Genomic DNA, 19,296 nt, shown 5'->3' with positions numbered 1-19,296 from the left:
TACGAGGAGGCTCGCTAAATGGCACGGCGATACGACACGAACGACGCGACCGACCGCGTGACCGGTCTGCGCGAGGCCGCGTCCGCCGTCCGCCGCGGCGAGCTGGTCGTGCTGCCCACGGACACGGTCTACGGGATCGGCGCCGACGCCTTCTCGTCCGAGGCCGTGGCGGACGTCCTCGCCGCCAAGGGCCGGGGCCGAAACATGCCCACGCCCGTGCTGATCGGCTCCCCGAACACGCTCCATGGCCTCGTCACGGACTTCTCCGAGATGGCCTGGGAGCTCGTCGACGCGTTCTGGCCGGGCGCCCTCACGCTGGTCGCCAAGCACCAGCCCTCGCTGCAGTGGGACCTCGGGGACACCCGGGGCACCGTCGCGATCCGGATGCCGCTGCACCCGGTCGCGATCGAGCTGCTGACCGAGGTCGGCCCGATGGCGGTGACGTCGGCGAACCTCACCGGGCACCCGGCGCCGGAGGACTGCGACGCGGCGCAGGAGATGCTCGGCGACTCCGTCTCCGTGTACCTGGACGGCGGGCCGACGCCGGGCATCGTGCCGTCGTCGATCGTGGACGTCACCGGCAAGGTCCCCGTACTCCTTCGCGCGGGCGCACTCGACGCCGACGAGCTCCGCAAGGTGGTACCCGACCTCGAGGTGGCCAATTGACGGCCCCCGAGGGGCGTGGCATAGCGAGCTTCCCCGAAACGTTTCCCGGCGCTCTCGCCGGGTCCACGGGCAGCTTCCGCATCCTCCACGTCAGCACCGGCAACGTCTGCCGCTCACCGATCACCGAGCGGCTGACCCGTCATGCCCTGGCACACCGCCTCGGCGACCTCGACACCCGTGGCCTGATCGTGGAGAGCGCGGGCACCTGGGGGCACGAGGGCGCCGCCATGGAGACCAACGCGGCGACGGTCCTCTCCGACTTCGGCGCGGACTCCACCGGCTTCATCGGCCGTGAGCTGCTCGACGAGCACGTCATCCGCGCCGACCTGGTCCTCACGGCGACCCGCGACCACCGCGCGCAGGTCGTCTCGATGGGCCACAGCGCGGGCCTTCGCACGTTCACCCTGAAGGAGTTCACGCGGCTCGTCCGCGCCATAGATCCGGCGACCCTGCCGGACCCGCTGGACGACGGCGTCCTGGAGCGCGCCCGAGCGCTCGTACGGGCCGCGGCCGCGCTGCGCGGCTGGCTGCTCGCGCCCAGCGCGGAGGCGGACGAGGTGCACGATCCGTACGGCGCTCCGCTGCCGTTCTTCCGCTCCATCGGCGACGAGATCAACCAGGCGTTGGACCCGGTCGTCACGGCGCTTACGGGGGTTCCGGCGGCGGGTCTTCCGGCGTAGGTCTTCTTTTTCCCCACCCCGCCCCGTGTGCCGGAGGGGCTGGTTCTTCAGGGGCGCGGGGAACTGCGCGACCAGCCACGACGGTGGGACAGCCGAACGACAGCCGCTGCAAGCTTTCGGGAAGGGGCGGGGAGGGGGAAGAATCCGCCCGAAGGCGGTGGGCGCACGCCAGGCGGCCCGCCGTGACGCGGCCTACATTGGACCCAGGATCCCTCTCCCCGCCGGAGTCGATGATGCCGGTCACCTCCGCGGCCCCGGCCGCCGCCGCACCCGTACGCCCCGCCCTCGGGCCCGATGTCGACGCGCTGCGCCGGCAGGACCCCGAGCTGGCGGAGATCCTCGTCGCCGAGCTGGAACGCCAGTCGGACGGCCTGCAGTTGATCGCCGCCGAGAACTTCACCTCGTCCGCGGTCCTCACCGCGCTCGGCTCACCGCTCGCGAACAAGTACGCCGAGGGCTACCCCGGCGCCCGCCACCACGGCGGCTGCGAGTTCGTCGACGTCGCCGAGCGCATCGCCATGGACCGCGCCAAGGCCCTGTTCGGCGCGGAGCACGCCAACGTACAGCCGCACTCCGGGTCCTCCGCGGTGCTCGCCGCGTACGCCGCGCTCCTGCGCCCCGGCGACACGGTCCTCGCGATGGGCCTGCCGCACGGCGGCCACCTCACGCACGGCTCGCCCGCGAACTTCTCCGGCCGCTGGTTCGAGTTCGTCGGCTACGGCGTGGACGCCGAGAGCGGCCTGATCGACTACGAGCAGATCCACGCCCTCGCCCGCACGCACAAGCCGAAGGCCGTGGTCTGCGGCTCGATCTCGTACCCGCGGCACATCGACTACTCCGCGTTCCGGGACATCGCCGACGACGTGGGCGCCTATCTGATCGCCGACGCCGCCCACCCCATTGGCCTGGTCGCCGGGGGAGCGGCGCCCAGCCCGGTGCCGTACGCGGACGTGGTGTGCGCCACCACACACAAGGTGCTGCGCGGGCCACGCGGCGGGATGCTGCTGTGCGGCGGCGACCTCGCGGAGCGCATCGACCGGGCGGTGTTCCCTTTCACACAGGGCGGCGCCCAGATGCACACGATCGCCGCGAAGGCCGTCGCGTTCGGCGAGGCGGCCACCCCGGCGTTCACGACGTACGCACACAAGGTGGTCGCCAACGCCCGTGCCCTGGCAGCGGAGTTGACGACGCGCGGCCTGGTGATCACCACCGGCGGCACCGACACCCATCTGCTCACCGCCGACACCGGCCGCTACGGCCTCGACGCCCGCACCGCCCGCGGCCGCCTCGCCGCCGCCGGCCTGGTCCTCGACACCTGCGCCCTGCCGCACGGCGACGTCCGCGGCCTGCGCCTGGGCACGGCGGCCGTCACCACGCAGGGCATGGGCGCGGAGGAGATGACGCGGATCGCGGAGCTGTTCGCCGCGGCCCTGCGCTCGGACGCGGAACCGAACCGGCTGCGGGGCGAGGTGCGGGAGCTCGTACGACGGTTCCCGCCGTATCCGAGCCGGTAGCCGTCGGCAGTCGGCCACTGCTCGCCGGCCGGCGTCGCGGGCCGGCGCATCGTGGGCGGTATCCGTGCGGATCCGGGGTAGGCGCAGCGGGGTGGACAGGGACTCGTGCAACCATCGTCGATACCCGGAAGTCCTCAACCGTATGCGCGCGAAGCTAGGGTGTGGGGCTGAGATGGCCAGCGATACCTGTGGGGAAGCCCGTGCGTGAATATCTGCTGACGCTTTGCGTCACGGCAGCGGTCACCTATCTGCTGACCGGGCCGGTGCGGAAGTTCGCCATCGTCGCCGGTGCGATGCCGGAGATCCGTGCGCGTGATGTGCACCGGGAACCGACCCCGCGGCTCGGCGGCATCGCGATGTTCTTCGGCCTGTGCGCGGGCCTGCTCGTCGCGGACCATCTGCAGAACCTCAACGAGGTCTTCGAGAACTCCAACGAACCGAGAGCACTGCTCTCCGGGGCCGCCGTCATCTGGCTGATCGGTGTACTGGACGACAAGTTCGAGATCGACGCCCTGATCAAGCTGGGCGGCCAGATGATCGCCGCGGGCGTGATGGTCATGCAGGGTCTGACGATCCTGTGGCTGCCGGTGCCGGGTGTGGGATCGGTCTCCCTGAGCGACCAGCAGGGCACGCTCCTGACGGTCGCCCTGGTCCTGATCACCATCAACGCCGTGAATTTCGTGGACGGCCTCGACGGCCTGGCCGCGGGCATGGTCTGCATCGCGGCTGCGGCGTTCTTCCTGTACGCATACCGCATCTGGTTCAGCTACGGCATCGAGTCGGCCGCCCCGGCCACGCTGTTCGCGGCGATCCTGATGGGCATGTGCCTGGGCTTCCTGCCGCACAACATGCACCCCGCCCGGATCTTCATGGGCGACTCGGGCTCGATGCTGATCGGCCTGGTGCTCGCGGCGGGCGCGATCTCCATCACGGGTCAGGTCGACCCGGACGCGATGAACCTCTTCGCCGGCTCCGAGCGCTCCGCGGTGCACCAGACGGTGCCGGTCTACATTCCGCTGCTGCTGCCCCTGACGATCATCGCGGTGCCCGCCGCGGACCTGATCCTCGCGGTCGTACGCCGGACCTGGCGCGGCCAGTCGCCCTTCGCCGCCGACCGGGGCCACCTGCACCACCGGCTCCTGGAGATCGGCCACTCGCACAGCCGGGCCGTCCTGATCATGTACTTCTGGTCCGCGCTGATCGCCTTCGGCGCCCTGGCGTACTCGGTGCACTCGGCGTCGATGTGGATCGTCCTGGTGGTCGTGGTGCTGAGCTTCGTGGGCCTGGTCCTGCTGCTGCTGCCGCGCTTCACGCCACGTACACCGCGCTGGATGGAGGCATTCGTGCCGCCTCGGTACCGACGGGGGCGGGGCGAGGCGGAGGCGGAGCGGGCGGACGCGAGAGACGAGGTGGCGGACAACGTGCCGCCGACCCCCGGGATCGCCGCGCGTGGAAACGGGGCCACGGCCATCGGTAGGCGATCGCGCCTTGCTGAGCGAGATGCCGATGTGGATCACTCGTCTCGGGTCTAGGACGATACGCACGACGAAGCCGGTATCGGAGCGGGGTCGTTGCGCCGACAGCGGCGCGACCAGTTGTCCCCCGGCGTATGCAATCCGTCAGCATGATCATTTTTGAGCCAACCTGCTGTAGATCGCTCACCAGGCCCGTCTGCTCCCCATAGCGTGTGCGAAGCGGAGATCGACCACCTCCGCTGGTTCGACCGCTTCAAACAGAAAACGGGAGGAAGAATGCGCAGGGTGATGAGCACCTCGCTCGCTACGGTGGCATTGGTGGGGGCGCTGGGCATGTCGAGCAACGCGATGGCGGCGACGCCGTCGCAGGCGCGGGCGGCGACCGTGGCGTCAGCCGAGACGGCGAACGTCGATGCGTCCGCGCGGAAGTGCGTGAAGGCCCTGAAGTGGTACTCCGCCAACAACAACCGCTACGTCCGGGTCAAGAACTCCTGCAGCCACAGGGTCTGCTTCAAGGTTGACGTCCCGAGCTCTCGAGACCCGAAGTTCACAGCGCAGGCCCGCAAGACCAAGAACCACCGGTACATCGGGGGCCTGTGGTTCCAGGGGCGGAAGATCTACCAGGTCGGTTGCTGACCTCGCACCAGGCGACCGCTTAATCGGTTGATGCACGTTGTGGCTCCGACCCCCTCGACAGGTGGGTCGGAGCCACACACGTTTCTGAGTCCAGGTCCGTGAGCCGTTCCCAACTACGCATCCGCCTGAGCAAAAGCCCCCATTAACAGACATGTCGCCTGCCTGCGCGCGCAGACGCGCGCGTTAACTCTCATGTGTGACGGCTGGCACACCAGGTGGGTAAAGACCTCATCAAATAGTTTGTGATACCGTTCACGAGATCCCGGGGTAGGGCCGAAGGACCGTAGTGCGACGGTTGGTTGGCCATCAGGAGCTCTCCGTTCCCGGGCTTACGCTCGTCCATGACGACAACTCGTCCCCTTCTTCAGTAAGTGGAGCTGCCGCCATGCAGTCCAATGACGCCCGAACTCTCGTGCCCATCGTCGTGCCCACCGTCGCCGCCGGCGCTATCGCCGCCGTCGTCAGTGGAATCGTGGCGGGCGGCGAGGGAGCGATCGGTGCTGTCGTCGCGACCGCCGTGGTGTGCCTCTTCATGGGGCTCGGGATTCTCGGCCTCCAGTTCGCGGCCAAGCACTTTCCGCACCTGTTCCAGGCGATGGGCCTCGTGCTCTACGTGGTGCAGTTGCTGGTGTTGTTCGCGTTCGTCGCCGTCTTCAAGGACACCACTCTCTTCAACCCCAAGACATTCGCCGCGACGATCATCGTTGCCGCAGTTGTATGGGTTGCCGCACAGGCCCGCGCCCACCTCAAGGCGAAGATTTTCTACGTCGATCCCGACTCTTCGGACGCTACGAAGAACGACAAGTCGGGGTCCTCGTCATGAGGGGTAGGGCCGGGATAAAGAGCCGTAAGAACTCCTGCTATCGTCCGGTGCCAACTGCGGCACTGCGGGCGCGGGCACATGAGCTGACGCCTGCTTCATCGCGAGGCTCAACGCCTGACTGCCGCCCCCATATCCGAAACACCAGACCGGTGCCGACTCGCGGCTGCACGCCGCGCCGACACAACGAGGTTGCCGTACTTATGCGTCACGCCGAAGGAGCCCGCGGTGAGTGCTGACCGGACACAGCTCGCCTTTGACTGGAGCTGCCGCATCATGTCCGACAACGGATGTGGCTTCCCGGCGCCGGGCCTGCACTCATTCCTTTTCAAGCCGATCGCCACCATCGGCGGCTTCGAGTTCAACAAGGTGATGCTGCTCGCGCTCATCACCACGCTCATCGTGGTCACGTTCTTCACCATTGCGTTCGGCAAGGCGAAGGTAGTGCCGGGCAAGCTGCAGATGGTCGGTGAGGCGGGCTACGACTTCGTACGCCGCGGCATCGTCTACGAGACCCTCGGAAAGAAGGAGGGCGAGAAGTACGTCCCCCTGATGGTCTCGCTGTTCTTCTTCATCTGGATCATGAACATCTGGTCCGTGATCCCGCTGGCCCAGTTCCCGGTCTCCTCGATCATCGCCTACCCGGCCGTGCTCGCCGCGATCGTCTACGTCACCTGGGTCTCGCTGACGTTCAAGCGCCACGGCTTCGTCGGCGGTTGGAAGAACGTCACGGGTTACGACCCCTCGCTGGGCCAGATCAAGTGGCTCGTCTCGTTCATCGAGCTCTTCTCGAACCTCCTGGTGCGACCCTTCACGCACGCGGTCCGGCTCTTCGCGAACATGTTCGCCGGCCACCTGATGCTCGTGATGTTCACGGTCGCCTCCTGGTACCTGCTGAACTCCTGGCTGATTCCCGCCGCCGGTGTCTCCTTCGTGATGACCGTCGCGATGATCATCTTCGAGCTTTTCGTGCAGGCCGTCCAGGCCTACGTCTTCGTGCTGCTCGCCTGCACGTACATCCAGGGCGCGGTCTCCGAGCACCACTGAGCCACCCCGCCTGCAACACCCCCTAGATCGCCCGGTGGCCAACCCCCACCGGTCCATGAAAGAGAAGGAAGTAACGGCATGTCCGCGACCATCGAACTCGCCGCCGTCACCGGATCCCTCGGTTCCATCGGCTACGGTCTCGCCGCTATCGGTCCCGGCATCGGCGTCGGCATCGTGTTCGGTAACGGCACCCAGGCCCTGGCCCGTCAGCCCGAGGCCGCCGGCCTGATCCGCGCCAACCAGATCCTGGGCTTCGCCTTCTGTGAGGCGCTCGCCCTCATCGGCATCGTTATGCCGTTCGTGTTCGGTAAGTAACCCGTTCTTACCTGACACTTTCGACGAAAGGCACTGATGTGATCGCCAACCTGGTGCAGCTGGCGGCCGGGGAAGAGCAGAACCCGCTCATCCCGCCCGGCCCCGAGCTGCTCGTCGGCACCATCGCCTTCGCCATCGTCTTCTTCTTCTTCTGGAAGAAGCTCCTCCCGAACATCAACAAGGTTCTGGAGCAGCGCCGGGAGGCGATCGAAGGCGGCATTGAGAAGGCCGAGGCCGCCCAGACCGAGGCCCAGAGCGTGCTCGAGCAGTACAAGGCTCAGCTCGCCGAGGCTCGGCACGAGGCCGCGCGGCTGCGCCAGGAGGCGCAGGAGCAGGGTGCTCAGCTCATCGCCGAGATGCGCGCTGAGGGCCAGCGGCAGCGTGAGGAGATCATCGCTGCCGGCCACACGCAGATCGCGGCGGACCGCAAGGCCGCTTCGCAGTCGCTGCGTCAGGACGTCGGCCAGCTGGCCACCACCCTGGCCGGCAAGCTCGTCGGCGAGTCCCTTGAGGACCACGCCCGGCAGAGCCGCACCATCGACCGCTTCCTCGACGAGCTCGAGGAGAAGGCCGAGGCCGCGCGATGAACGGAGCGAGCCGCGAGGCACTGGCTGCCGCACGAGAGCGTCTCGACGCGCTGACCGACAACACGTCGGTGGACGCGACCGCGCTTGCGGACGAGCTGGCCGCCGTCACCGCGCTGCTCGACCGCGAGGTGTCGCTGCGTCGGGTCCTGACCGACCCGGCGCAGGCCGCTGAGGCGAAGGCCGAGCTCGCGGGCCGGGTGCTCGGTGGGCAGGTCTCCGCCGAGACCGCCGACCTGGTGGCAGGCGTCGTCCGCTCCCGCTGGTCGCAGTCGCGTGACGTGGTGGACGCGTTCGAGGAGCTGGCGAACATCGCCGACCTCAACGCGGCACAGCGTGCAGGCAAGCTCGACAACGTCGAGGACGAGCTGTTCCGCTTCGGGCGGATCGTCTCCTCGAGCACCGAGCTGCGGGCGGCCCTGACCAGCCGTAGCGCCGCCGGATCGGCCAAGGGCGAGCTGCTGCGCAGCCTGCTCGGCGGCCGTGCGGAGGCCCCCACGGAGCGACTGGTCACGCGTCTGGTGACGCACCCGCGTGGACGTAGCCTGGAAGCGGGACTCGAGTCCCTGTCCAAGCTCGCCGCGGACCGCCGCAACCGTACGGTCGCGATCGTCACCTCGGCCGTGCCGCTGTCCGACGGACAGAAGCAGAAGCTGGCGGGATCGCTGGCCAAGCTGTACGGCCGGCAGATGCACCTCAACCTCGACGTGGACCCCGAGGTCCTCGGCGGGATCCGGGTGCAGGTCGGCGACGAGGTCATCAACGGCTCCATCGCGGACCGGCTCGAAGACGCGAGCCGCCGGATGGCCGGCTGACGGCAGCCTGGTTCGTCCAGGTCGCCGCACACCAACTCAACAAGCATTGCTAACGGCCCGAGTTGGGCCGTGCAGAGGATTCCTGGGGGCCCGCGGCGCAAGCCGCTAAGGGAAACAGCCCCAGACCCCCCAAGAAAACTTCGGGCCCAACAAGGAGAGCAGGGAACCCAGATGGCGGAGCTCACGATCCGGCCGGAGGAGATCCGGGACGCGCTGGAGAACTTTGTCCAGGCGTACAAGCCGGACGCGGCCTCGCGCGAGGAGGTCGGTACGGTCACGCTGGCCGGCGACGGCATCGCGAAGGTCGAGGGCCTGCCCTCGGCCATGGCAAACGAGCTGCTGAAGTTCGAGGACGGCACCCTCGGTCTCGCTCTGAACCTGGAAGAGCGCGAGATCGGCGCCGTCGTCCTCGGCGAGTTCAGCGGCGTCGAGGAGGGCCAGCCGGTCAGCCGTACCGGCGAGGTCCTGTCGGTGGCCGTCGGCGAGGGCTACCTCGGCCGCGTTGTCGACCCGCTCGGCAACCCGATCGACGGCCTCGGCGAGATCGAGACCAGCGGACGTCGCGCCCTCGAGCTGCAGGCCCCCACGGTCATGGACCGCAAGTCGGTGCACGAGCCGATGGAGACCGGCTACAAGGCCGTCGACGCGATGACCCCGATCGGCCGTGGCCAGCGTCAGCTGATCATCGGCGACCGCCAGACGGGCAAGACCGCCCTGGCCGTCGACACGATCATCAACCAGCGCGACAACTGGCGCACGGGTGACGTGAACAAGCAGGTGCGCTGCATCTACGTCGCCATCGGTCAGAAGGGCTCGACCATCGCCTCCGTGCGTGGTGCCCTCGAAGAGGCCGGCGCCCTTGAGTACACGACGATCGTCGCCGCCCCGGCGTCCGACCCGGCGGGCTTCAAGTACCTGGCCCCCTACACCGGTTCGGCCATCGGCCAGCAGTGGATGTACGAGGGCAAGCACGTCCTCATCATCTTCGACGACCTCTCGAAGCAGGCCGACGCCTACCGCGCCGTGTCCCTGCTGCTCCGTCGTCCGCCGGGCCGTGAGGCCTACCCGGGTGACGTCTTCTACCTGCACTCCCGCCTCCTCGAGCGCTGCGCCAAGCTCTCGGACGAGATGGGCAAGGGCTCGATGACCGGTCTGCCGATCGTCGAGACCAAGGCGAACGACGTGTCGGCGTTCATTCCGACCAACGTCATCTCCATCACCGACGGCCAGTGCTTCCTGGAGTCGGACCTCTTCAACGCCGGTCAGCGCCCCGCGCTGAACGTCGGTATCTCCGTCTCCCGAGTCGGTGGTTCCGCGCAGCACAAGGCGATGAAGCAGGTCTCCGGCCGCCTCCGCGTGGACCTCGCCCAGTTCCGTGAGCTCGAGGCGTTCGCCGCCTTCGGTTCCGACCTGGACGCCGCGTCGAAGGCGTCGCTCGAGCGCGGTCAGCGGATGGTCGAGCTGCTCAAGCAGGACCAGTACCAGCCGATGGCCACCGAGGACCAGGTCGTCTCCGTCTGGGCCGGCACCACCGGCAAGATGGACGACGTGCCGGTCGCGGACGTCCGCCGCTTCGAGCGCGAGCTGCTCGACCACCTGCACCGCAAGGAGCAGGGCCTGATGACCTCCATCAAGGAGGGCGGCAAGCTGTCGGACGACACCCTGACCGCCATCGGGGACGCCATCGCCGAGTTCAAGAAGCAGTTCGAGACCTCCGACGGCAAGCTGATCGGCGAGGACGCTCCGGCAGCCGTCGACGTCTCCAAGTGACGACGGAAGGGACCTGACTCATGGGAGCCCAGCTCCGGGTCTACAAGCGTCGCATCCGGTCCGTCACCGCGACGAAGAAGATCACGAAGGCGATGGAGATGATCGCCGCCTCGCGTGTCGTCAAGGCACAGCGCAAGGTGGCGGCCTCCACGCCGTACGCGACCGAGCTCACCCGCGCGGTCACCGCGGTGTCGACGGGGGCGAGCGACAAGCACCCGCTGACCACCGAGGTGGAGAACCCGACCCGGGCCGCGGTCCTGCTCCTCACGAGCGACCGTGGTCTGGCCGGCGCCTTCAACTCCAACGCCATCAAGGCGGCGGAGCAGCTCAGCGAGAAGCTGCGGGCCGATGGCAAGGAGGTCGACACGTACATCGTCGGCCGCCGTGGCATCGCGCACTACAACTTCCGGGAGCGGAAGATCTCCGGCGAGTGGACGGGCTTCACGGACCAGCCCAGCTACGCGGACGCGAAGGCGATCGCCGGTCCACTGATCGAGGCCATCGAGACGGAGACGGCCGAGGGCGGCGTGGATGAACTCCACCTCGTCTACACCGAGTTCGTCTCGATGATGACGCAGAACGCGGTCGAGGCCCGGCTGCTGCCGCTCAGCCTCGACGAGGTTGCCGAAGAGGCGGGCACCAAGGACGAGATCCGCCCGCTGTACGACTTCGAGCCCTCGGGTCAGGACGTCCTCGACGCCCTGCTTCCGCGGTACGTCGAGAGCCGTATCTACAACGCGCTGCTTCAGTCGGCCGCCTCCAAGCACGCGGCCACGCGCCGCGCGATGAAGTCGGCGACCGACAACGCGGGTGATCTGATCACAGCGCTCACCCGCTCTGCCAACGCGGCCCGCCAGGCCGAAATCACCCAGGAAATCAGCGAGATCGTCGGTGGCTCCGCAGCCCTGACCGACGCGACCGCGGGGAGTGACAAGTAATGACCACCACTGTTGAGACGGCGACGGCGACGGGCCGTGTCGCCCGTGTCATCGGCCCGGTCGTCGACGTGGAGTTCCCCGTCGACGCGATGCCGGAGATCTACAACGCGCTGCACGTCGAGGTCGCCGACCCGGCGAACGAGGGCGAGAAGAAGACGCTGACCCTCGAGGTCGCCCAGCACCTGGGTGACGGCGTGGTCCGCGCGGTCTCCATGCAGCCCACCGACGGCCTGGTCCGCCAGGCCACGGTGACCGACACCGGCTCCAGCATCACCGTGCCGGTCGGTGACTTCACCAAGGGCAAGGTCTTCAACACCCTCGGTGAGGTGCTGAACCACCCGGAGGAGAACGGCAAGGAGTCCGAGCGCTGGTCCATCCACCGCAAGGCCCCCGCCTTCGACCAGCTCGAGTCCAAGACCGAGATGTTCGAGACCGGCCTGAAGGTCGTCGACCTTCTCACCCCGTACGTCAAGGGTGGAAAGATCGGTCTGTTCGGTGGCGCGGGTGTGGGCAAGACCGTCCTCATCCAGGAAATGATCATGCGTGTGGCGAAGCTGCACGACGGTGTTTCCGTGTTCGCCGGCGTCGGCGAGCGCACCCGTGAGGGCAACGACCTCATCGACGAGATGGAAGAGTCCGGGGTTCTGGACAAGACCGCTCTCGTCTTCGGTCAGATGGACGAGCCGCCGGGCACGCGTCTTCGCGTCGCGCTCTCCGCGCTCACCATGGCGGAGTACTTCCGTGACGTGCAGAAGCAGGACGTTCTGCTCTTCATCGACAACATCTTCCGCTTCACCCAGGCCGGTTCCGAGGTCTCCACGCTGCTCGGGCGCATGCCCTCCGCGGTGGGTTACCAGCCGACCCTGGCGGACGAGATGGGTGTGCTCCAGGAGCGCATCACCTCGACCCGTGGTCACTCGATCACGTCCATGCAGGCCATTTACGTGCCCGCGGACGACCTGACCGACCCGGCCCCGGCCACCACGTTCGCCCACCTCGACGCGACGACGGTTCTCTCCCGTCCGATCTCCGAGAAGGGCATCTACCCGGCCGTGGACCCGCTGGACTCCACGTCCCGCATCCTGGACCCGCGCTACATCGCGCAGGACCACTACGACGCGGCCAGCCGTGTCAAGGGAATCCTGCAGAAGTACAAGGACCTCCAGGACATCATCGCGATCCTCGGTATCGACGAGCTGGGCGAAGAGGACAAGCTTGTTGTCCACCGCGCCCGTCGCGTCGAGCGCTTCCTGTCGCAGAACACCCACGCCGCCAAGCAGTTCACCGGCCTGGACGGTTCGGACGTGCCGCTCGACGAGTCGATCGCCGCGTTCAACGCGATCTGCGACGGCGAGTACGACCACTTCCCCGAGCAGGCGTTCTTCATGTGCGGTGGCATTGACGACCTCAAGGCCAAGGCCAAGGAGCTCGGCGTCTCCTGAGTCCCCTGACTCACGGGAGGGGTGGGCGCGTCCCACCCCTCCCGGTACGCCTACTAGAATTTGACCCAACACCCGGCTGAACCCGCCGGGTGGTGACCCGAGGAGCCAACCTTGGCTGCTGAGCTGCACGTCGAGCTGGTCGCCGCCGACCGCCAGGTCTGGTCCGGCGAGGCCACCCTGGTCGTGGCGCGCACCACCTCCGGCGACATCGGCGTCATGCCCGGTCACCAGCCGCTGCTCGGTGTGCTGGAGTCGGGCCCTGTGACGATCCGTACGACCTCTGAGGAGATCGGCACGATCGTCGCCGCGGTGCACGGCGGTTTCATCTCGTTCGCGGACAACAAGCTGTCGCTGTTGGCCGAGACCGTGGAAATGGCCGACGAGATCGATGTTCAGCGTGCGGAGCGGGCGCTGGAGCGCGCGAAGTCGGAGGCCGACGCGGCCGCCGAGCGTCGCGCGGACGTCCGCCTCCGTGCGGTGGCGGCGCGCTGACGACGGCGCGACGCGGAGTGTGACTCAGCCGCGGCCAGGACCGGAGCGATCCGGACCGGGCCGCGGCTGAGGCGATGCAGGTGCAAGGTCGGTTTGCGTGACTGGACGGAGCGAGGAGGTCGGTGCCGATGATCCTCGCTGTGGTTGTGTGCGCGCTGGTGATCGTGCTCGTGTTGGTGGGGCTCTTCGTCTTCGGGCTGCGCAGGCGCCTGATCCAGCGGTCCGGCGGCACCTTCGACTGTTCCCTGCGGTGGAACGCGCCCGAGCCCGGGGACACGTCCGGCAAGGGCTGGAGCTATGGAGTGGCCCGGTACAACGGCGACCGCATCGCCTGGTTCCGGGTCTTCTCGTACGCGCCGCGGCCGCGGCGGGTGCTGGAGCGGTCCGCGATCGAGGTCGTGGACCGGCGTGCGCCCGACGGCGAGGAGGAGCTGGCGTTGCTCTCCGATGCGGTGGTGCTCGGTTGTACGCATGACGGGACGCGGATCGAGCTTGCGATGAGCGAGGATGCGCTGACCGGGTTCCTGGCCTGGTTGGAGGCGGCGCCTCCGGGGCAGCGGGTCAACGTCGCTTAGGCCGGGGCTGCGCCCCGGGCCGCCCCTCCTGGGGTGGCGAGAGGAAGAAGGCCGGACCACAGGGGGCGTTCCCGTGGCCCGGCCTTCGGTCAAAGCGGCTAGCTCAGGCCCGAGTTGATCGCAGACACCAGCTCACCGTCAGCCGTGTCCCCGCTGAACTCCCAGAAGAACGCGCCGCCAAGCGACCGGTTCTTCGCCCACGTCATCTTGGACTTGATCGTCGCCGGGGTGTCGTACGACCACCAGTCCGTGCCGCAGTGGGCGTACGCCGTGCCCGCGGCCAGGCCGTTGCTCGGGCACTTGGACTTGAGGACCTTGTAGTCCTCGATGCCCGCCTCGTACGTGCCGGCCGCCGCGCCCGTCGCCGTGCCGCCCGGTTCCTTCTGGGTGACGCCGGTCCAGCCGCGGCCGTAGAAGCCGATGCCGAGCAGGAGCTTCGAGGACGGGACTCCCTTGGCCTTCAACTTGGCGATCGCCTCGGCGGAGTTGAAGCCCTCCTGTGGGATGCCCGCGTACGAGGTGAGCGGGGAGTGCGGGGCCGTGGGGCCGGTCTTGGCCCAGGCGCCGAAGAAGTCGTAAGTCATCACGTTGTACCAGTCGGCGTACTGGGCCGCGCCGCCGTAGTCCGCGGCGTCGATCTTGCCGCCGGACGAGGCGTCGGCTGTGATGGCGGCCGTGACCAGGGCGTTCTGGCCGAACTCGGTGCGGAAGGCCTGCATCATGTTCTTCATCGCGGCCGGGCCGCTGGTGTCGCAGCTGAGGCCGCAGGCGTTGGGGTACTCCCAGTCCAGGTCGATGCCGTCGAAGACATCGGCCCAGCGCGGGTCCTCGACCAGGTCGTGGCAGGACTTGGCGAACGCGGCCGGGTTCTTCATCGCGTCCGTGAAGCCGCCGGACCAGGTCCAGCCGCCGAACGACCAGAGCACCTTGATGTGCGGGTACTTGGCCTTCAGCTTGCGCAGCTGGTTGAAGTTGCCGCGCAGCGGCTGGTCCCAGGTGTCGGCGACGCCGTCCACGGACTGGTCGGCTGTGTAGGCCTTGTCATAGTCGGCGTACGCGTCACCGATCGTGCACTTGCCGCCCTGGACGTTGCCGAAGGCGTAGTTGATGTGCGTGATCTTGGCCGCGGAGCCGGAGGTGACCAGGTTCTTCACGTGGTAATTGCGGCCGTACACACCCCAGTTGGTGAAGTAGCCGAGCTTGACCTGGTCGCCGGGGCCGGGGCCCGGGTCGGTGCCGCCGCCGGTGGTGCGCACCGCGCGGGCGCCGCTGACCGGTCCGGTCTGGTCGGCGGTGTCCCGGGCCTGGACGCTGTACGAGTAGTCGGTGCCGGCGGTGAGCCCGCTGTCGGCGTACGACGTGCCGGTGACCGTCGCGACCTTGGCGCCGTCGCGCAGCACGTCGTAGTTCTTGACGCCGTTGTCGTCGGTGGCGGCGCTCCAGCTGAGCTTGACCGAGGTGTCGGTGATGTCCGCGGCCGTGGGGGTGCCGGGGGTGGAGGGCGGGTTGTCGCCGGGGACGCTGCCGCCGTCGCAACTGGCCTCGTTGAGCGTGCAGTTGGCGGGGGCGCCGGTGCCCGTACCGTTGAAGCCGAAGGTGACGGAGGCGCCGGGGGCGAGCGTGCCGTTCCAGGACTTGTTCTTGGCGGTCCAGCGGTTGCCGGAGTGGGTGACGTCGGCGTCCCAGGCCGAGGTGACCTTGGTGTCGGCGGGGAAGTCCCACTGGACGGTCCAGGAGGCCAGGGCGGTGGTGCCGGTGTTCTTCACCGTCCACTTGCCCTCGAAGCCGTTCCCCCAGTCCTGGGTCTTGGTGTACGTGGCGGTAGCCTCCGAGGCCGCAGCGGCTGCCGGGGCGGCCTGGGTGGGGGCGGCGAGTGCGACGAGCGAGCCGAACGGCAGCAGCAGGGTCGCCAGTCCCGCTGTGAGTCTTTGCCGTGATCTGAGCCTGAAGCGCATGGTGCGCCTCCTCGGGATGAGGTCCGGACGTATGGGGTGGGGGGACCCTGCGACGCCCGTGAGCACGTCGTCGACGTGTGCTGTGCTCACCGCAGTGCCGTGAGAGTAGAAAGGTCTGGACTTTACGTCAATAGGTCTGGACCACTGGATCCCGCCACTCTCGGACCGGCGGCCTGGACACTCGGCTCGGACTCCCGTCCCCGGCGGTCCTGAGCGTGCTCAGATGTTCAACTCCTGCGCCAGCACGGCCGCTTGGACCCTGCTGCGCAGCTCCAGCTTCCCGAGCAGCCGGCTCACATGGGTCTTCACGGTGGCCTCCGCCATGTCCAGACGTACCGCGATCTCCGCGTTGGACAGGCCCTGGCCGAGGCAGCGGAGGACCTCGCGCTCGCGGCGGGTGAGGGCGTCCACGGCCTTCAGGACAGCGGCGTCGGGGGCGCTCTGCGCGCGGGTGGGCTCCGCGGCGAACTCGGCGATCAGGCGGCGGGTCACGGCGGGCGCGATCAGGCCCTCGCCGCGCGCCACCGTACGGACCGCGTCGAGCAGGTCCTTGGCGTCGGTGTTCTTCAGCAGGAACCCGGAGGCGCCCGCGCGCAGCGCCCCGAAGACGTACTCGTCCAGGTCGAAGGTGGTCAGGACCAGGACGTCGGCGAGCTGCTCGGCCACCACCCTGCGGGTGGCCGCGACACCGTCGAGGCGGGGCATCTGGACGTCCATCAGGACCAGATCGGGGCGGAGTTCGCGGGCGCGGGCCACCGCCTCCTCGCCGTCCGCGGCCTCGCCGACGACCTCGATGTCCGGGGCGCTGCCCAGGATCAGGACGAGGCCCGCGCGTACGGCCGACTGGTCCTCGGCGACCAGGACCCGGATCATTCGCTTCCTCCTTCGCGGGCCTTCACGGTGGCTTCCCCGGCGGGCAGTGCGGCCCCTACGTACCAGATCTTGCCCTCGGCGCTGTCGCGCGGGCCCGCCTCGAACTCCCCGCCGAGCAGCGAGGCCCGCTCCCGCATGCCGACGAGCCCGGCCCCCGAGCCCGGCGCGCGCGGCCCCGAGGGGTCGCCGAAGGGGCTGGTCACCGTCACCGCCAGGGTGCGGTCGGCGAGGCTCAGGGCGACGTGGACGGGGCCGGGTGCGGCGTGCTTGAGGGCGTTGGTGAGGGACTCCTGGACGATCCGGTACGCGGCCAGCTCGACCGGGGCCGGGAGGCGGGCGGAGTCGGTGCGGCGGTCGTCGAGCGTGACGTCGAGGCCGTTGGTGCGGGCCTGTTCGGCGAGGGTGGCGAGGCCGTCGAGGGTGGGCGCCGCCGCCGGTTCGTGGTCGTCGCTGCCGTCCCGGAGCAGGCCGATGAGGCGGCGCATCTCGGCCAGTCCGTCGACGCTGTTCTCGCGGATCACGCCGAGGGCGTCGCGGGTGGTGCCCGGGTCGTCCAGGGAGAGCGCGGCGGTGGAGTGGATGGCGATGGCGGAGAGGTGGTTGGCGACCATGTCGTGCAGCTCGCGGGCCATCCGCGCGCGCTCGGCGGTGACGGCCTGGGCGCGGTCCATCTCGGCGAGCAGCGCGGTCTGTTGGGCCCGCAGCCGGGCGGCCTCGGCGGCGTCCCGGTGGTTGCGGACGATGGCGCCCGTGGTGGCGGGGGTGAACGTGATGAGGCCGACCATGAGGCCGAGCAGCACCGCCTCGGGCTGCTGGAACCAGGCCAGGAATCCGAGTGTGGCGGCGACGGTGGCGAGCCCGGTGGCCCACGGAAGGCGCCGGGCGGCGGCGGGCGAGCCGTACAGGACGGCGGCGTACGCGAGGTCCGCGAAGAGGATGACGGTCACGAGGTTGCCGGGCGTGAACTGGTCGGCCACCAGCACGAGTGTGCCGAGGGCGAGCGCGGTCTGCGGCAGCGTGCGGCGCAGCAGCTCCAGGCCGGACATGAGCGCCAGCGGTACGAGGAGCCAGGCGTCCGGGAGCGAGGGGACGGGCGAGGTGCGCATGCCGAGGCCGATGCCCCAGAGGGCGAGGCCGCCGAGCAGGCCGGAGAGGGCGATCAGGACGTCGATCCGGTGCGGCCGGGGCAGGCCCGCGACTCCCGCGCGTCGGCGCGGCGGGCGGTCGGCCTCGCGGGGTCGGCTCTCGGAAGTCACGCTCCCCATCCAACACGGCGGGCGGCGCCGTGGCCTCCGTATGCGGATCGAGGTGGGACGGTGCGGGACTGCATCCTTCGATGTACTCGCACTTCGTCAGCGCAGACGACGAAGGGGCGCGGCAAGGACGGGACGCTGGAGGGACCGCGAGAGGAGAGTCCCGTGATCGTCACGCTCATCATCATCTGCGAGGCCGGCTTCTGGGTGCTGCTCGCCCTGGGCCTCGCCCTGCGGTACTGGGCGAGGATGCCGCGCGCGAGCGTCGCCGTCCTGCTCTGTGAGCCGCTGCTCGAAGTGGTCCTGTTCGTGGCCACGGCGATCGATCTGCGCGGCGGCGCCGAGCCGGACTGGAAGCACGGCCTCGCGGCGGCCTATATCGGCTACTCGATCGCCCTCGGCCACTACACGGTCAAGTGGGTCGACGTCCGCGTCGCCCACCGCTTCTTCGGCGGCCCGCCGCCCACCACCCCGAAGTACGGCATGGCCCGCGCGCTGCACGAGTGGAAGCTGGCGGCCCGCTGGGTGCTCGCCTCGGCGATCGCCCTTGGGCTGCTGCAGTGCGCGATCTGGTACGTGGGGGACCCGGGGCAGACCGGCTCGCTTGAGCAGTGGCAGCAGCGGATGCTGTTCGTGATCGGCATCAACGTGGTGATCGCCGGCGCGTACACCCTGTTCCCGAAGAAGGCCCCGGCCGGTGCCGGCGACGGGGCCTCCGCGAAGGAACTCAGCAGGCTCTGAAGGTCACCGCTCGCCGCCGGGCACCCACAGCACGTCCCCGACCTCCTTGTTGGCGATGCGGGCCAGGATGAACAGGAGGTCGGACAGGCGGTTGAGGTACGTCGCCGTCAGCGCGTTCATCGTCTCGCCGTGTGCTTCGAGCGCCGCCCAGGTGGAGCGCTCGGCGCGACGGACGACCGTGCACGCCTGGTGCAGCAGCGCCGCGCCGGGCGTGCCGCCGGGCAGGATGAACGAACGGAGCTTCTCCAGCTGCTCGTTGAAGTGGTCGCAGTCCGCCTCCAGCTTGTCGACGTAACTCTGCTCGACGCGCAGCGGCGGGTACTCGGGGTTCTCGACGACCGGCGTGGAGAGGTCCGCGCCCACGTCGAACAGGTCGTTCTGGACCCGCGTGAGGACGCCCACGACCTCCTCGTCGAGGCCGCCGAGGGCGATCGCGGTGCCGAGCACGGCGTTGGCCTCGTTGGCGTCGGCGTACGCCGCGATCCGCAGATCGGTCTTGGGGGCGCGGCTCATGTCGCCCAGAGCGGTGGTGCCGGTGTCCCCGGTGCGGGTGTAGATGCGCGACAGAATGACCATGTGGCCGAGGTTACTCCCGACCTCCGCCGCGCGGACGCCGACCTTTCCGCCGGAAAACGCCCCAACTACGCGGTGCGGACAAGCGGATCGAGCCACGGCGTGTGATGTCCGTCAGATGAGACGTGACGC

Annotated in this window: 20 protein-coding genes; 16 read left to right on the top strand and 4 right to left on the bottom strand. The window is 69.1% G+C overall.

Features of this window, described 5'->3' with window-relative positions; translation table 11 throughout:
• The first annotated feature begins 18 nt into the window (after positions 1 to 18).
• The 15 genes from RCO28_RS06265 to RCO28_RS06195 all read left to right on the top strand — a co-directional run bounded on the left by RCO28_RS06265 (position 19) and on the right by RCO28_RS06195 (position 13,769).
• Positions 19 to 666 (top strand): L-threonylcarbamoyladenylate synthase, encoded by a 648-nt coding sequence (locus tag RCO28_RS06265; RefSeq protein ID WP_308939953.1) that lies wholly within the window; start codon positions 19 to 21, stop codon positions 664 to 666.
• Positions 663 to 1,346: a protein-tyrosine-phosphatase gene (locus tag RCO28_RS06260; protein WP_308939952.1), complete on the top strand. Its 684-nt coding sequence runs from the start codon at positions 663 to 665 to the stop codon at positions 1,344 to 1,346. Before RCO28_RS06265 ends, RCO28_RS06260 begins: the two co-directional genes overlap by 4 nt.
• 233 nt (positions 1,347 to 1,579) lie before the next feature.
• Positions 1,580 to 2,860: a serine hydroxymethyltransferase gene (gene glyA / locus RCO28_RS06255; protein WP_308939951.1), complete on the top strand. Its 1,281-nt coding sequence runs from the start codon at positions 1,580 to 1,582 to the stop codon at positions 2,858 to 2,860.
• Positions 2,861 to 3,060: 200 nt separating this feature from the next.
• Positions 3,061 to 4,392 (top strand): MraY family glycosyltransferase, encoded by a 1,332-nt coding sequence (locus RCO28_RS06250; RefSeq protein ID WP_308939950.1) that lies wholly within the window; start codon positions 3,061 to 3,063, stop codon positions 4,390 to 4,392.
• Positions 4,393 to 4,623: 231 nt separating this feature from the next.
• Positions 4,624 to 4,971: a hypothetical protein gene (locus RCO28_RS06245; RefSeq protein ID WP_308939949.1), complete on the top strand. Its 348-nt coding sequence runs from the start codon at positions 4,624 to 4,626 to the stop codon at positions 4,969 to 4,971.
• A gap of 385 nt (positions 4,972 to 5,356) precedes the next feature.
• Entirely contained in the window at positions 5,357 to 5,794 is a 438-nt protein-coding gene (locus RCO28_RS06240) for a hypothetical protein (protein ID WP_308939948.1), read from the top strand.
• 273 nt (positions 5,795 to 6,067) lie between these two features.
• Complete coding sequence (atpB, locus tag RCO28_RS06235) at positions 6,068 to 6,838, top strand: F0F1 ATP synthase subunit A (RefSeq protein ID WP_308940294.1); 771 nt, start codon at positions 6,068 to 6,070, stop codon at positions 6,836 to 6,838.
• Between the two features lie 78 nt (positions 6,839 to 6,916).
• The gene (gene atpE / locus RCO28_RS06230; protein WP_308939947.1) at positions 6,917 to 7,153 is read left to right on the top strand and encodes an ATP synthase F0 subunit C; all 237 of its coding nucleotides are present in this window, start codon (positions 6,917 to 6,919) and stop codon (positions 7,151 to 7,153) included.
• 38 nt (positions 7,154 to 7,191) lie between these two features.
• Positions 7,192 to 7,740 carry a F0F1 ATP synthase subunit B gene (locus tag RCO28_RS06225; RefSeq protein ID WP_308939946.1) on the top strand — a complete coding sequence of 183 codons (549 nt, stop codon included), beginning with the start codon at positions 7,192 to 7,194 and terminating at the stop codon, positions 7,738 to 7,740.
• Positions 7,737 to 8,552 carry a F0F1 ATP synthase subunit delta gene (locus RCO28_RS06220; protein ID WP_308939945.1) on the top strand — a complete coding sequence of 272 codons (816 nt, stop codon included), beginning with the start codon at positions 7,737 to 7,739 and terminating at the stop codon, positions 8,550 to 8,552. Before RCO28_RS06225 ends, RCO28_RS06220 begins: the two co-directional genes overlap by 4 nt.
• Positions 8,553 to 8,723: 171 nt before the next feature.
• On the top strand, positions 8,724 to 10,322 hold the full coding sequence (atpA, locus tag RCO28_RS06215; protein WP_308939944.1) for a F0F1 ATP synthase subunit alpha: 1,599 nt from the start codon (positions 8,724 to 8,726) through the stop codon (positions 10,320 to 10,322).
• A 20-nt stretch (positions 10,323 to 10,342) separates the two neighbouring features.
• Positions 10,343 to 11,260, top strand: coding sequence for a F0F1 ATP synthase subunit gamma (locus RCO28_RS06210; protein ID WP_308939943.1), 918 nt, complete (start codon positions 10,343 to 10,345; stop codon positions 11,258 to 11,260).
• Positions 11,260 to 12,702, top strand: coding sequence for a F0F1 ATP synthase subunit beta (gene atpD / locus RCO28_RS06205; protein WP_308939942.1), 1,443 nt, complete (start codon positions 11,260 to 11,262; stop codon positions 12,700 to 12,702). The genes RCO28_RS06210 and atpD overlap by 1 nt, the downstream gene beginning before the upstream one ends.
• A 111-nt stretch (positions 12,703 to 12,813) precedes the next feature.
• Positions 12,814 to 13,194, top strand: a complete 381-nt coding sequence (locus RCO28_RS06200) for a F0F1 ATP synthase subunit epsilon (RefSeq protein WP_308939941.1) — start codon at positions 12,814 to 12,816, stop codon at positions 13,192 to 13,194.
• A gap of 128 nt (positions 13,195 to 13,322) precedes the next feature.
• The gene (locus RCO28_RS06195; RefSeq protein ID WP_308939940.1) at positions 13,323 to 13,769 is read left to right on the top strand and encodes a DUF2550 domain-containing protein; all 447 of its coding nucleotides are present in this window, start codon (positions 13,323 to 13,325) and stop codon (positions 13,767 to 13,769) included.
• Positions 13,770 to 13,867: 98 nt separating this feature from the next.
• Here RCO28_RS06195 and RCO28_RS06190 read toward each other — a convergent pair whose 3' ends face one another.
• The 3 genes from RCO28_RS06190 to RCO28_RS06180 all read right to left on the bottom strand — a co-directional run bounded on the left by RCO28_RS06190 (position 13,868) and on the right by RCO28_RS06180 (position 17,787).
• The gene (locus RCO28_RS06190; protein WP_308939939.1) at positions 13,868 to 15,724 is read right to left on the bottom strand and encodes a glycoside hydrolase family 18 chitinase; all 1,857 of its coding nucleotides are present in this window, start codon (positions 15,722 to 15,724) and stop codon (positions 13,868 to 13,870) included.
• 219 nt (positions 15,725 to 15,943) lie between these two features.
• Complete coding sequence (locus RCO28_RS06185) at positions 15,944 to 16,597, bottom strand: response regulator transcription factor (RefSeq protein WP_308939938.1); 654 nt, start codon at positions 16,595 to 16,597, stop codon at positions 15,944 to 15,946.
• Positions 16,594 to 17,787: a histidine kinase gene (locus RCO28_RS06180; RefSeq protein ID WP_308940293.1), complete on the bottom strand. Its 1,194-nt coding sequence runs from the start codon at positions 17,785 to 17,787 to the stop codon at positions 16,594 to 16,596. The genes RCO28_RS06185 and RCO28_RS06180 overlap by 4 nt, the downstream gene beginning before the upstream one ends.
• Positions 17,788 to 18,015: 228 nt before the next feature.
• Here RCO28_RS06180 and RCO28_RS06175 point away from each other — a divergent pair, with 228 nt between their 5' ends.
• Positions 18,016 to 18,591 (top strand): hypothetical protein, encoded by a 576-nt coding sequence (locus RCO28_RS06175; RefSeq protein ID WP_308939937.1) that lies wholly within the window; start codon positions 18,016 to 18,018, stop codon positions 18,589 to 18,591.
• Between the two features lie 3 nt (positions 18,592 to 18,594).
• On the opposite strand, the gene RCO28_RS06170 is transcribed toward RCO28_RS06175, so the two are convergent.
• Complete coding sequence (locus tag RCO28_RS06170; protein ID WP_308939936.1) at positions 18,595 to 19,167, bottom strand: cob(I)yrinic acid a,c-diamide adenosyltransferase; 573 nt, start codon at positions 19,165 to 19,167, stop codon at positions 18,595 to 18,597.
• Between the last annotated feature and the right edge of the window lie 129 nt (positions 19,168 to 19,296).

The sequence above is a fragment of the Streptomyces sp. LHD-70 genome, assembly GCF_031157275.1.
GTDB lineage: Bacteria > Actinomycetota > Actinomycetes > Streptomycetales > Streptomycetaceae > Streptomyces.
The sequence above is the reverse complement of the archived record's forward strand: the minus strand, read 5'-3'. Positions and strand labels throughout refer to the sequence as shown.